A 12702-nucleotide genomic window follows, 5' to 3' on the forward strand; every position below is an offset into this window, starting at 1 on the left:
GATCACAAGCCGCCAGTCAAGATCAGTGCCGTGCGGACGCCTTAGGGGCGATTTGCCAGAAAATGCGCGGTCAGCTCGTCCAGAACCGGGTTGCGAACTTCGGGGGCCTCCATCAGCACCTCATGCTCACCATCGGGGATCTCGACCAGACGGCCGTTGGGCCAGTTCGCCATCCGTGCCCGGATCGCCTTGCGGTCAACGATCTGTTCGTGGCTACCCAGATAGGTCAGGCACGCGGTGTCCGGCGCCGGTTGCTCCATCAGCCATTCACATTCGCTGAGCGCCTCACGCAACCACTGGTTGGACGGGGCACCAAGCGCCAGTTCGGGGTGCGCCTTCAGTTGATCTTGCATCATCTTGAACATGTCCGGGTCGCGCGTCAGCGAGTTGCCCTCGAACGGCTCCGCCAGGACATAGCTGGTCAAAGAAGTGGTCGGCGGGGTGCGTTCCCCCAATCCCAGCGCCGTGCCCCAATAGGCGGTCAGACGGCTGAGGGGTTTCATGAGCGGGACAAAGAAAATGCCCCACATCGGCCCGGTAAACGCACAGGCTGCAAAGCAATCGTTCTGGATGACCGCGCGCAGGCCGATGGCACCGCCCATCGAATGCCCGATCACATACCAAGGGCGCGGCAGCTCCAATTTCTCAGCTAGCTCCAGCACCACGGCGACGTCATGCTGATAGTCGGTGAACTCTTCAACATGTCCGATGCGGGGTTCGTCAAGCATGCGGTCGGCCAAGCCCTGTCCGCGCCAGTCGATGGCGAGGGCGGCAAAGCCCCGGTTCAGGAATTCCCCTGCGGTGCTTGCGTATTTCTCGATATATTCGGTGCGGCCTGGAAACAGGAAGACCGTGCCGTTCTTTGCATCCCCGGGCAGCCAATGCCCGACACGGATGCGTTTGCCGTCGGCGGTGTGGAGCCAATGGGCTGTACCACCGGCGGGGTCGCCGGCCACATCATCATAAAAGGGGGCCGGCGAGTACTCCATCAGGCCAGAACCGATGCAAGCTGCATTGCGATTCCCATGTCGCCATCGACGCTGAGCTTGCCGGACATGAACGCGCCGGTCGGGTTCAGATCGCCGCTGAGGATCTGTTCGAACGTGTCCGCATCCGCGCTGAGTGTCACGTCGGCGTCGTCATCACTGACGCGGGCACCGTCTCCGTCCAGAACAATTGCGCCCAGATCGGCGATTGCAAACTTGGCGGACGCATCAAAGCCACCGCCGGCCAGCTTTTCGTTCAGCGCGGCCGCAGCCTTTTCAAGAATCTCGCTCATGCTTTTCCTCATTTTGTTTATGCGCCGTGAATGGACATCCTCGGTCGCAACGCTACACTGACCATTGTTATGGGTATTGCAATCACCAATCTCAAAGGTACCGTTGCGGCACTTGCCGTTCTAGTCACGTTTTCCACCAGTGGTGGAGCGCAACAAGCGGATTCCCGCGACGAAGAAGCGCTGTTGAGGCAACTGGCGCAGGCAACGCCAGAGCAAGCCACCGGTTTGGATCGTCAGTTGCAGGCGCTCTGGTCGCAATCAGGTTCAGCCTCGGCTGATCTGTTGCTTGAGCGGGGGCGCGAAGCGCTGGATGACGGCGATATCGAGGCCGCGATCGAACATCTCACCGCGTTGACCGACCACGCGCCCGACTTTGCCGAAGGCTGGCACGCGCGGGCCTCGGCCTTTTTCGGCATCGACCGGTTTGGAATGGCAGCCGCCGATCTGGAACACGCGCTGACCCTCAACCCGAACAACTATCAGGCTATTTACGGTCTGGGCCTGATCTTCGAGGTCGTCGGCAAACCCGATCAGGCGCTTGAGGCCTATTCCCGCGCGTTGGCTATACATCCCCATCATGAAGAAGTAACCAATGCCGTGAATCGGCTGAAGCCTCAGGTTGAAGGCAAGGCGCTGTAAGTCGGAAGGCGCAGGGGGCAAAGGTGAGCGGGTCATCCCGAGTAGTGGCCGTACTTGGCCCAACGAACACAGGTAAAACTCACTACGCGATCGAACGCATGCTGGGGTATCGGACTGGTGTCATCGGCCTGCCTCTGCGGCTGCTCGCGCGGGAGGTCTACGACAAGATCGTCGCCATTCGCGGCCCCTCGGTCGTGGCGCTGGTGACAGGCGAGGAACGGATCGTACCGCCGCGCACGCAATATTGGGTCTGCACGGTCGAGGCGATGCCCGAAAGCATGGGCGCCGATTTCGTCGCGATTGATGAAATCCAGCTCTGCGTGGATCCCGAGCGTGGCCACGTCTTCACCGACCGGTTGCTGCGGTCGCGGGGAACGAATGAGACGCTGTTCATGGGGTCCGACACCATGCGCGGCCCAATTGCGGCACTGGTGCCCGAGGCGCAGTTTGTACGGCGCGAGAGGATGTCTCAGCTGGTGTATTCGGGGTCGAAAAAGATCAGCCGAATGCCCCCGCGCAGCGCCATTGTCGGGTTCTCGGTCGAAAACGTCTATGCCATCGCCGAGCTGCTGCGCCGTCAAAAGGGTGGGGCGGCCGTGGTGATGGGCGCGCTCAGCCCGCGAACGCGGAACGCGCAGGTCGACCTGTATCAGAATGGAGAGGTCGACTATCTGGTGGCCACCGATGCCATCGGAATGGGCCTGAACCTGGATGTGAACCACGTGGCGTTTTCGTCCCTGACCAAATTCGACGGTCGCCGGATGCGCCCCTTGGCCCCGAATGAGCTGGCCCAGATCGCGGGCAGGGCAGGCCGGGGCATGTCGGATGGCACGTTCGGCGTGACCGGCGAGGCCCCGCCATTGGACGAAGGCGTTGCGCAGGCCATCATGGACAGCCGCTTTACGCCGATGAAAAAGCTGAACTGGCGGAATGCCGCCCTTCGCTTCGGCTCGGTCGACGCGCTGATCACATCGCTTGAGGTCAGTCCCAATGATGAACATCTGACCAAGGCCCGCCCTGCAGACGACCTGAACGTGTTGAAATCGCTGTCGCAAGTGACCGAGGTCGCAGCCCGCGCCAGCGATGGCCCGTCGATCCGTTTGCTATGGGATGTGTGCCGAATTCCTGATTTTCGGGGCATTAGCCATTCGGAACATGCCAATCTGCTCGAGGTGATCTACGGCCATCTACACGAACGCGGCGCGATCCCGGACGACTTCATGGCGCGGCAAATCCGCCGGATCGACCGCACGGACGGAGATATTGATGCGCTGTCCAAAAGGTTGGCTTATATTCGCACTTGGACATATGTTGCGCAACGAAACGGCTGGGTCCGTGACGAATCGCATTGGCGTGAGGAAACGCGCACTGTAGAAGACAGGTTGTCGGACGCTCTGCATGATCGTCTGACTCAAAGATTTGTGGACCGGCGCACCTCGGTGTTGCTGCGCCGGCTCAAACAGAAGGAGGCCCTTTTGGCCGAAGTAAATGACAAGGGTGAAGTGACCGTCGAAGGCGAATTCGTCGGTCGTCTGGAAGGGTTCCGGTTTACACCGGACAAAAGCGCGCAAGGGGCTGAGGCGAAAGCACTCAAGTCGGCCTCTTTGCAAGCACTCGCGCCGCAATTCCATCTGCGTGCCGATCGCTTCTACAATGCACCCGATACCGAAATTGATTTCACTGATCAGGGCGGCCTGATGTGGGGCGAATACGCTGTCGGCAAACTGGTTGCCGGGGCCGAGCCTCTCAAGCCGATGGTCGAGGTTTTTGTGGATGAGGCCGCGGGGCCGGACGTCGAACAGAAGGTACAGCGCCGCCTGCAGCACTTCATCGACCGCAAAGTGGCCGCGCTTTTCGAACCGCTGCTGAACCTGTCGAGAGATGAGGAACTGTCCGGTCTGGCCAAAGGTTTTGCCTTCCGCATGGTCGAGGCGCTGGGTGTGCTGCCTCGCGCGCAGGTCGCGCAAGAGGTCAAGGATCTGGATCAGGACGCTCGCGGCGCGCTGCGCAAGCACGGCATCCGTTTTGGTCAGTTCACGATCTTCATGCCACTGCTGCTGAAACCCGCTCCGACACGTTTGCGTCTGGTGCTGTGGGCGCTGTCCAGTGGTCTGCAGGAATTCCCTGAAGCACCGCCTCCGGGTCTGGTCACCGTGCCGGTCGCCAAGGATGCACCGCAGGGCTATGATACCATGTGCGGTTACCGCGACGCGGGCGAACGCTCGATCCGCATCGACATGCTGGAACGTCTGGCCGATATGCTGCGCTCTGAGGACAGCCGGGGCGGCTTTGAAGCCAAACCCGACATGCTTTCGATCACAGGCATGACGTTGGATCAGTTCGCGGACCTGATGCAGGGCCTGGGCTACAAGGCCGAACGCGGCGAGCGTGAAAAGGTCAAAGCTGCACCGACTGAGGCACCTGCGACTGAAGCGGCAGAACAACCCGCCGCCGAAGAAACCCCGACCGTCGGGGCCTCGACAGACGAGGTCGCTGCACCCGCCGAGGCGCCAGCCGAGGCCACCGAAAGCACCGAGGCGGCAGCCGAGGCTCCGACCGCGGAACCCGCAAGTGACGAACCCGAGGTCGAGGTGTTCTACACCTTCACATGGGGCCGTCAGCGTCAGCAAAATCGCGGCCCGCGCCGCGAGCAGGGGCAGGGCAAAGGCAAGCCGCGCGGAAAATCTCAGGACGGTCGCAAGCCGCAAGGCAAGAAGGGCGGCAAGCCGCAGGGTGCAAAATCCTTCTCGTCCCGACCTCCGAAAAAGGAAAAGGCGATCGACCCCGACAACCCGTTTGCAGCAGCGCTGATGGGTTTGAAGGGCGGCAACTGATCCGTCATGGATCAGGCCAAGCTGCGGATCGACAAATGGCTCTGGCAGGCGCGGTTCTTCAAGACCCGCAGCCTGTCGGCCAAACAGGTCAGCGGCGGCCATGTCAGGCTGAACGGCAACCGGGTCCTGAAACCCGCCCAGACGGTGGTTCCCGGGGACGTTCTGACCTTTCCGCAGGGTAAAACCATCCGGGTCGTGCGCGTTGAAAAAATTGGCGAACGACGCGGCCCGGCCCCTGAGGCGCAAACACTGTACTTCGATATGACGGAAAAGAAGGACATACCGCCCAAAAACCCGTCATATGAGGGAAAAGGTCGTCCAACCAAGAAAGATCGGCGCGCGCTTGATCTTTCTCGCACGCCAAGCGGCCCCACATCTTGAAGCCAAACCCGGACTGAACTAGCTAGACGCCAAACCTGAATGGGATTCTGAACATGACCTACGTCGTCACCGATAACTGCATTGGCTGCAAATACACCGACTGTGTCGAGGTGTGCCCAGTGGATTGCTTCTATGAAGGTGAGAACACGCTGGTCATCCATCCCGACGAATGCATCGACTGCGGCGTCTGTGAGCCCGAATGCCCGGCTGATGCAATCCGACCCGACACCGAGCCAGGCATGGAAACCTGGGTTGAGTTCAACCGCAAATACTCGGAAATGTGGCCGGTCATCGTCACCAAGAAAGACCCTTTGCCAGAGGCGGAAGAACGCGATGGCGAGGAAGGCAAGTTGGAGAAGTATTTCTCCGAAGCTCCGGGTGAAGGCGGGTAAGTGATTCGCCGCCCCGTTTGATGGCTAGAAAAAGCGGTCTGCAAAGTCTAATCCCTTGATTGCAGGCCGTTAGTAAAAAAATTCCCCTAGGGAAACTTTTGAGTGTCTCATTTTTGTGATATACTCTGTCCTCAATGATGACTGAGATTGGGATGTACTCCGTAAGTATGCTCGCTTTGGAGTTCTGAATTTGCGACAAACAGACCGCCTGCCGGGGCCACAATGGGCGCCGAGCGTGGGTTTTTTTTGTTGTTCGCATCCCGGTCCAAAACCAAGGAATGAATTGAATGTCGAAGTCGAAAAAGCTTGAGTTCCGCCCGAACGACTATGTTGTCTACCCCGCCCATGGTGTGGGTCAGATCATCTCGATCGAAGAGCAGGACGTCGCTGGATTTTCGCTCGAATTGTTCGTCATCTCATTTGAGAAAGACAAGATGACCCTTCGCGTGCCGACAAACAAGGTGACCGAATCCGGTCTGCGTTCGCTCAGCTCGCCGGATGTGATCAGCCAGGCGATGAAGACTCTGAAGGGTAAGGCCAAGGTCAAACGGGCCATGTGGTCGCGCCGGGCGCAGGAATACGAACAGAAGATCAACTCGGGCGATCTGATCTCGATCGCCGAAGTGGTCCGCGACCTGCACCGCACCGATGACCAGCGCGAGCAAAGCTATTCCGAGCGTCAGCTTTATGAAGCCGCGCTGGAGCGTCTGACCCGCGAGGTCGCCGCCGTGTCCGGGGACGGAGAGATTTCTGCCGCCAAGCAGGTCGATGATGTTCTGACCTCGCGCGCCGCCGCAGCCTAAGTCCACGACGATTGAAACAGCAAGGCCGCTCCGGCATCGGGGCGGCGTTTTTCGTTGCTTGGTGGATTGGTGAAAACCGGTTAGTTTTTCTGTAGATGCAAGCAGATACCGGTTCAGCATGAAGAAGACGGTCAAGTTCCTATACATCGGAAAGGCCCCGATTTCGGTCTGGTTCCGCTATGGGTTGATCCTGTTCGATGTGGTCACGATCATCTTCTTTGTTGCCACTGCGCATTTTCCGCACGGCCCATGGGTGACAGGGATCAGCTGGGTGGTTGGCTTTATTATCCTTCTGGATTTTTCGGCCAGAATGTGGATCGCCAAGGACCGCTGGAAGCTGCTGCGCAAGATTTACACGCTGGCGGATATCGTGGTGATCGTGTCGCTGATCCTCGACCCGTTTTTAACCGGCAATCTCGCGTTCCTGCGTATCCTGCGCGCCCTTCGGCTGATCCACTCGTACCATCTGCTCTGGGACTTGCGGCGCGACAGCACCTTTTTCCGCACGCATGAAGATGCGGTCATTGCAGCAATCAATCTGCTGGTCTTCGTGTTTGCAACTTCGACAGCCGTTCTTGTCTTCTTCATCCCAGAAGATGCTAAGAACCCCTATATTGACGCGCTGTATTTCACCATGGCGACCCTGACGACGACGGGATTTGGCGACATCACCCTGTCAACGCCTTGGGGAAAGCTGTTTTCGGTGTTTATCATGGTGGTGGGTGTTGCCCTGTTCGTGCGTCTGGCACAGGCGATATTCATGCCTCAGAAAGTACGCCACAAATGCCCCAGCTGCGGGCTGTTCCGGCATGATCCGGACGCGGTGCATTGCAAGCATTGCGGCTGCACCCTTCGGATTGAGACGGGCGGGGTGTCTTAAAGCTGAGCCGCTATTGCTATCAGGATGGTTATTTCGGCCAATTGCTGAGAAGCGCCGAGGATATCTCCGGTCTGGCCGCCTATCTTGGCCTTTGCCACGAGGGCCAGAACACCCACAACGACCGCGGCGCATAGGGCGGGCAAAATGACCAGCCCACCGATCAGCAACACTCCCGTCGAACCCGCCAGAGCAAGCGAAACCGCGACAGGACCCACGGACGGGGCACCGACAGAATGGCTGAGACCGGATTTACGCGCATTGGGCAATGCAGCCATCAGCAAGGGCATGAACGCGCGTGACACCATACAGGCGGCAATGATCGCCAGAAACGCACCGGCTGACAGAAGGGCGGCGACCGCTGCAATCCGTATCAGCTGCGAAGCAATCAGGGACAGCACGCCATATGTGCCGATATGGCTGTCCTTCATGATCTCCAACCGGCGTTCCGGCGTGAACCCGCCCCATAGGCCGTCAAACGTATCGGCCAGCCCGTCCTCATGCATTGCGCCCGTCGTCATGGTCAGGGTCGCCACGAGCAAAACGGCGCAGACGAATGGCGGAACCGACAGTGTGAGTGCAAGCCATCCGATGACGCAAGCCAATATACCAATCACCAAGCCGACCACCGGAAAGGCCCAAACCGCCTGCGCTTGCCGGGCAAAGACCCTCTCGGGCAGACGGGGCAGGGGCAGGCGCGTCAACAGGACCAGAGCCAGCGGGATATCCCATGCGGAAACCGGATTGGTGTCGTTTTTTTGCACTTCTGCGCCTTTCGGGGCCTTGTTGGATTCAGTGCTTCGGTTAAACACACAGGACCACTCTGATGCAATGAGGCTTTGATGCTGCCTGAACTGAATGATTTGAATACGTTCCGCGACGCGTTGACCAGCGCCCAAGGGCCGGACATGGCGGCGGCGGATGGCGCGGCTGAACGCAACGGTCAGTTGACCAAACCTCCGGGCGCGCTGGGGCGGCTTGAGGATCTGGCGATCTGGTATGCGGCCTGGCGTGGGGATTCGCGCCCGCAGGTTGCGGCCCCTCAGGTCATTGTCTTTGCTGGTAACCACGGGGTCACGGCGCAGGGCGTTTCAGCGTTTCCGCCCGAAGTGACCGTTCAGATGGTGATGAATTTTGAACATGGCGGCGCGGCGATCAACCAGTTGGCCAAGGCGGCGGGCGCAAAGATGGACGTCCATGCGCTGGATCTTGATCGGCCGACGGCAGATTTCACCCAAGGTCCCGCCATGAGTGAGGCCGAGTTGCTGAGTGCACTGCAAACCGGCTGGCAGGCTGTGGACCCGAAGTCCGACCTGCTGGTGGTGGGCGAGATGGGGATCGGCAACACTACGCCCGCTGCTGCCATCGCCTGCGCCCTTTTCGGAGGCGAGGCCGCCGATTGGACCGGTCGCGGCACGGGTGTGGACGATGCAGGCCTCGCCAACAAGACCCGCGTAGTGGCAGAAGGCGTTGCGCTGCATGGCAGTGAAGACGGGGTGGAAGTTCTGCGCTGCCTCGGCGGGCGCGAGATCGCGGCCATGGCCGGAGCGATCGCAGCGGCCCGTATGTTGCGCATTCCCGTCATTCTGGATGGCTTCATCTGTACCTCAGCCGCGGCCTGTTTGGCGCGCATCTCGCCCTCGGCCCTGGATCATACCGTTGCGGGGCACCAAAGCGCAGAAGGCGCGCATGCAGCGATGCTGTCAAAACTGGGCAAGGAACCGCTGCTGAGCCTCGGTCTGCGTCTGGGTGAGGGATCCGGCGGTGCGCTTGCGATCAACATTCTCAAAAGCGCGGTTGCCTGCCACTCGGGCATGGCAACCTTTGCCGAGGCGGGCGTCTCGGACGGTTAACCTAAGCGCCTGACCGGGCAATTGCTTCGGTCAGGCAGAGTCCTTTGCGTGCTGTTCTGCCAGTTCCAGCAACGCGGTTTCCAGATCCTTCTCAAGCTTTTGTGCGCGTTCAATGTATTTCGTATTCTCGGACGTGGGCATGCCGGGAATCCAAAGCTCGGCCAAATCGCGCACGGACGTCCTGTCATGGTGATAGAAGGTCTGTTCGGCCTGCGCGGCCTCGTACTCGCTCAGCCCGATATTCTCGAGCACATAGCGGCCCGCGCGCAGAGAGCTGTCGAACATTTCGCGCACGATGTCATTGGCCCCTGCCTGATATAGCTCATACACGTGGGTCCGATCATGCGCCCGTGCGATGATGTGCAGATCGGGGCGCTGCCGGCGAGCGTAGCCAACCAAGCGGGTCACCGTCTTTCGATCATCCATCGCAGCGACAAGCACCGAGGCTTTCTCAAGCCCCGCAGCGCGCAGCAGTTCCGGGCGGGTCGGATCGCCTAGAAAGCCTTTGACGCCAAAACGACGCATAAGTTGGATCGTCTCGATATCGTGGTCCAGAACAACGGTCTTGAAGCCGCTGGCGCGAACCAGCCGGTTGACGATCTGACCAAACCGACCGATCCCAGCGATGATCACGGGGCCTTTTTCGTCGATTTCATCGGGTTCAGGCGCGGCGCTAGTGTCAGCCATCTTGCGGGACAGAAGGTCGTAGATGATGAACAGAAGCGGGGTGATCAACATGGTCAGCGCAATGATCATCAGCATCTTTTGCGACAGGTCCGGCGGGATTACATTCTGCTGCGTCGAAAACGCCAGAAGGACAAAGCCGAACTCACCCGCCTGGGCCAGTCCAAGGGTGAACAGCCAGTGATCTCGGCCCTTCAGTTTGAAGGCCTTGCCCACGAGATAGAGGATGACGCCTTTAACGAGGATGACCAGCAGGGCCAGACCGATCAAGTCGAATGGGTCGTTGAAGAAATAGCCGACGTTGATCCCGGCTCCGACCGTAATGAAGAACAGCCCAAGGAACAGGCCCTTGAATGGCTCAAGGTCGCTTTCCATTTCATGGCGGAATTCCGAGCTGGCCAAAACCACACCCGCCAGAAACGCGCCCAGAGCAGGTGACAGGCCCACCAGTGTCATCAGGAATGAAATCCCGACCACGATCATCAGCGCCAGCGCGGTGTACATCTCGCGCAGGCGGGTTGCGTGAATGAACCGAAACAGCGGCCGGGTCAGGTAGACGCCCGCCAGAATGACAAAGGCAATTGCGCCGATGGTGACCAGAGTCACGGCCCAGCCCGGCAGTCCTTCGACCAGAGACAGGCTATGATGCCCGGCTTCATGCAGATGCTCCGCGCCGCGGTCGATGGAGCCGTCTGCCTCGATATGCGGCATGGCAGGCAGCGCGAGCAGCGGCAGTAGGGCCAGAATCGGGATGACGGCAATGTCCTGCGTCAGCAGAACTGAGAACGTCGCGCGGCCTCCGTTCGTTTGCATCAAGCCCTTTTCAGACAGGGTTTGCAGCACGATCGCGGTCGAGGACAAACACAGAGTTAACCCGACCGCCAGAGCGACGGACCACGGGTGGTTTGCGTACATCGCGACACCGGCAATAACGGCGGTGGACAACAGAACCTGAAGCCCACCAAGACCCAACAGCTTGTCTCGCATATCCCACAGGGCGCGCGGCTCCAGCTCGAGACCGATGAGGAACAGCATCATGACCACGCCGAACTCGGCGACATGTTGCAGGTCTTCAGTCTCGGCGCCGACAAGGCCGAGGACAGGGCCGATGATCAGGCCAGCCGCCAAGTATCCGAGAACCGAGCCAAGGCCCAACCGCGCTGACAACGGCACGGCAATCACGGCGGCAGCCAGATAAATAGAAGCCTGGTATAGGAAATCGTCCATCTATGTCCTCATTGCCCGCTCAGGTTGGCAGGGGTGCGTCGCGTTTGAGTTGGTCCATCACGATCTGACTTTGTACCCGTGCCACTGCAGGATGCGGCAGGATCACCTCGTGAAGCAAGCTGTTGAGCGCAGAAAGATCGTCACAATAGACGTGAAGTAGGTAGTCTGCCTCGCCTGTCATCGTCCAGGCGCTTGTGATCTCGGGTTGGGTGTTAACCATCCGGGCAAAGCTGGCGGATTGATCGGGGCCGTGGGTGCCCAGATGAACCTGAACGAAGCCCTGAACCTGCAAGCCGAGTTTCAACGGATCCAGCCGGGCCGCGTAGCCGGTGATATAGCCCTCAGCCTCAAGGCGTTGACGGCGGCGACCTGCCTGGCTGGGGGATAGGTTCAGCAACTCACCCAATTGATGCGCGGTCAGATGCGCGTCCTTTTGAAGCGCTGAGAGTAGGCGTGTATCGGTTGCATCAAGCATATGCGGTAAGATCTCAAATTTTAGGCCATTCATGCGCAGTTTGCGCACACTTCAATAGTTTACATGAAAACAATGCGCGGAAACAGCATTGCTTAAGGCGTATTTTGGAATCAGCAAAGAAATTCCTGTTTTCGAAGGAGACGCGCCATGGGTCCTTTCCCGCACAACGCCCCGAAATCTGTCATCAGTCCCGAAAACCCCGCAGGTACCGACGGGTTTGAGTTTGTCGAGTTCGCTCATCCCGAACCGCAGGAGCTGCGTGATCTGTTCTCCAAAATGGGCTTCGATCTGGTGGCCCGCCACAAATCCAAACCTCTGGTCGAGCTGTGGCAGCAGGGCGATGTCACCTATATCCTGAACGCGGACCCCGAAAGCTTTGCCGACAAGTTCGTCGCGGAACACGGGCCTTGCGCACCGTCGATGGGCTGGCGCGTTGTGGACGCGCAGAAAGCCTACGAACATGCCGTCTCAAAAGGGGCAGAGCCGTATGACGGTGCGGACAAGACGATGAATGTCCCGGCCATCAAGGGGATTGGCGGATCGCTGATCTACTTCATTGACCAGTATTACGATACCTCGCCCTACAATGAGGAATTCGCGTGGATCAAAGAATCGAAACCGCGCGGCGAGGGGTTCTACTATCTCGATCACCTCACCCACAATGTCTACCGGGGCAATATGGACAAGTGGTTCAAGTTTTATGGCGACCTGTTCAACTTCCGTGAAATCCGGTTCTTTGACATTCAGGGCAAGTTTACCGGCCTTTATAGCCGCGCGCTGACATCGCCCTGTGGCCGCATCCGCATCCCGATCAACGAGGATCGGGGCGAAACGGGTCAGATCGTCTCTTACCTGAAAAAGTACAAGGGCGAGGGCATTCAGCATATCGCGGTGGGCAGTGAGGACATCTATGCCTCGACCGACGCCATTGCCGAGAACGGGTTGAAGTTCATGCCGGGTCCGAACCAATCCTACTATGACATGTCGACAGACCGCGTGACGGACCATGACGAGCCGCTTGATCGGATGATGAAGCACGGCATTCTTATCGATGGTGAAGGCGTTGTGGATGGGGGAGAGACACGGATTCTTCTGCAGATCTTCTCAAAAACCGTGATCGGCCCGATCTTTTTCGAGTTCATCCAGCGCAAAGGGGATGACGGATTCGGTGAGGGTAATTTCCAGGCTCTGTTCGAATCCATTGAGCGCGAACAGATCGAAAGCGGAGAGATTTCGGCGGCCTAAAGCGTTTCGGTTT

13 protein-coding genes are annotated in these 12702 nt (G+C 59.2%); 8 read left to right on the forward strand and 5 right to left on the reverse strand.

The features are described 5' to 3' along the window. Positions 1-41 precede the first annotated feature (41 nt). On the reverse strand, positions 42-989 hold the full coding sequence (locus ACR0B5_RS07590; protein WP_480539633.1) for an alpha/beta fold hydrolase: 948 nt from the start codon (positions 987-989) through the stop codon (positions 42-44). Beyond that, positions 989-1279, reverse strand: coding sequence for an SCP2 sterol-binding domain-containing protein (locus ACR0B5_RS07595; protein ID WP_170457946.1), 291 nt, complete (start codon positions 1277-1279; stop codon positions 989-991). The genes ACR0B5_RS07590 and ACR0B5_RS07595 overlap by 1 nt, the downstream gene beginning before the upstream one ends. A gap of 30 nt (positions 1280-1309) precedes the next feature. Here ACR0B5_RS07595 and ACR0B5_RS07600 point away from each other — a divergent pair, with 30 nt between their 5' ends. From ACR0B5_RS07600 to ACR0B5_RS07625, 6 genes are all read left to right on the forward strand, one after another. Beyond that, the gene (locus ACR0B5_RS07600; RefSeq protein WP_480539635.1) at positions 1310-1918 is read left to right on the forward strand and encodes a tetratricopeptide repeat protein; all 609 of its coding nucleotides are present in this window, start codon (positions 1310-1312) and stop codon (positions 1916-1918) included. A gap of 23 nt (positions 1919-1941) precedes the next feature. Beyond that, the gene (locus tag ACR0B5_RS07605) at positions 1942-4752 is read left to right on the forward strand and encodes a helicase-related protein (RefSeq protein WP_480539637.1); all 2811 of its coding nucleotides are present in this window, start codon (positions 1942-1944) and stop codon (positions 4750-4752) included. Between the two features lie 6 nt (positions 4753-4758). Continuing rightward, the gene (locus ACR0B5_RS07610) at positions 4759-5133 is read left to right on the forward strand and encodes an RNA-binding S4 domain-containing protein (protein WP_480539639.1); all 375 of its coding nucleotides are present in this window, start codon (positions 4759-4761) and stop codon (positions 5131-5133) included. Positions 5134-5186: 53 nt separating this feature from the next. After that, positions 5187-5525 carry a ferredoxin FdxA gene (fdxA, locus tag ACR0B5_RS07615; protein ID WP_170457949.1) on the forward strand — a complete coding sequence of 113 codons (339 nt, stop codon included), beginning with the start codon at positions 5187-5189 and terminating at the stop codon, positions 5523-5525. A gap of 287 nt (positions 5526-5812) precedes the next feature. Next, entirely contained in the window at positions 5813-6328 is a 516-nt protein-coding gene (locus ACR0B5_RS07620; RefSeq protein WP_170376497.1) for a CarD family transcriptional regulator, read from the forward strand. A 118-nt stretch (positions 6329-6446) separates the two neighbouring features. Further along, positions 6447-7208, forward strand: coding sequence for a potassium channel family protein (locus ACR0B5_RS07625; RefSeq protein ID WP_170469956.1), 762 nt, complete (start codon positions 6447-6449; stop codon positions 7206-7208). Here ACR0B5_RS07625 and cobS read toward each other — a convergent pair. Further along, positions 7205-7969, reverse strand: coding sequence for an adenosylcobinamide-GDP ribazoletransferase (gene cobS, locus ACR0B5_RS07630; RefSeq protein ID WP_480539641.1), 765 nt, complete (start codon positions 7967-7969; stop codon positions 7205-7207). The genes ACR0B5_RS07625 and cobS overlap by 4 nt on opposite strands. A 78-nt stretch (positions 7970-8047) precedes the next feature. Between cobS and cobT the strand changes: the two genes are divergently transcribed. Further along, on the forward strand, positions 8048-9058 hold the full coding sequence (gene cobT / locus ACR0B5_RS07635; protein ID WP_480539643.1) for a nicotinate-nucleotide--dimethylbenzimidazole phosphoribosyltransferase: 1011 nt from the start codon (positions 8048-8050) through the stop codon (positions 9056-9058). A 30-nt stretch (positions 9059-9088) separates the two neighbouring features. Here cobT and ACR0B5_RS07640 read toward each other — a convergent pair whose 3' ends face one another. After that, positions 9089-10969: a monovalent cation:proton antiporter-2 (CPA2) family protein gene (locus ACR0B5_RS07640; protein ID WP_480539645.1), complete on the reverse strand. Its 1881-nt coding sequence runs from the start codon at positions 10967-10969 to the stop codon at positions 9089-9091. Positions 10970-10988: 19 nt separating this feature from the next. Next, positions 10989-11444 (reverse strand): Lrp/AsnC family transcriptional regulator, encoded by a 456-nt coding sequence (locus ACR0B5_RS07645; RefSeq protein ID WP_170376867.1) that lies wholly within the window; start codon positions 11442-11444, stop codon positions 10989-10991. 147 nt (positions 11445-11591) lie between these two features. On the opposite strand from ACR0B5_RS07645, the gene hppD reads away from it, so the two are divergent. Next, a complete protein-coding gene (gene hppD, locus ACR0B5_RS07650) occupies positions 11592-12689 on the forward strand; it encodes a 4-hydroxyphenylpyruvate dioxygenase (RefSeq protein ID WP_480539647.1) in 1098 nt (365 codons plus the stop codon). Positions 12690-12702: the final 13 nt, after the last annotated feature.

This window comes from Ruegeria sp. AG1 (genome assembly GCF_056541705.1).

Excerpts from the sequence above, each read along its gene's own strand:
- ACR0B5_RS07645 (WP_170376867.1), bottom strand. The coding sequence starts at position 11,444 with ATGCTTGATGCAACCGATACACGCCTACTCTCAGCGCTTCAAAAGGAC.
- ACR0B5_RS07595 (WP_170457946.1), bottom strand. The coding sequence starts at position 1,279 with ATGAGCGAGATTCTTGAAAAGGCTGCGGCCGCGCTGAACGAAAAGCTG.
- ACR0B5_RS07620 (WP_170376497.1), top strand. The coding sequence starts at position 5,813 with ATGTCGAAGTCGAAAAAGCTTGAGTTCCGCCCGAACGACTATGTTGTC.
- fdxA (WP_170457949.1), top strand. The coding sequence starts at position 5,187 with ATGACCTACGTCGTCACCGATAACTGCATTGGCTGCAAATACACCGAC.
- ACR0B5_RS07640 (WP_480539645.1), bottom strand. The coding sequence starts at position 10,969 with ATGGACGATTTCCTATACCAGGCTTCTATTTATCTGGCTGCCGCCGTG.
- cobT (WP_480539643.1), top strand. The coding sequence starts at position 8,048 with ATGCTGCCTGAACTGAATGATTTGAATACGTTCCGCGACGCGTTGACC.
- ACR0B5_RS07610 (WP_480539639.1), top strand. The coding sequence starts at position 4,759 with ATGGATCAGGCCAAGCTGCGGATCGACAAATGGCTCTGGCAGGCGCGG.
- ACR0B5_RS07625 (WP_170469956.1), top strand. The coding sequence starts at position 6,447 with ATGAAGAAGACGGTCAAGTTCCTATACATCGGAAAGGCCCCGATTTCG.
- ACR0B5_RS07590 (WP_480539633.1), bottom strand. The coding sequence starts at position 989 with ATGGAGTACTCGCCGGCCCCCTTTTATGATGATGTGGCCGGCGACCCC.
- ACR0B5_RS07600 (WP_480539635.1), top strand. The coding sequence starts at position 1,310 with ATGGACATCCTCGGTCGCAACGCTACACTGACCATTGTTATGGGTATT.
- hppD (WP_480539647.1), top strand. The coding sequence starts at position 11,592 with ATGGGTCCTTTCCCGCACAACGCCCCGAAATCTGTCATCAGTCCCGAA.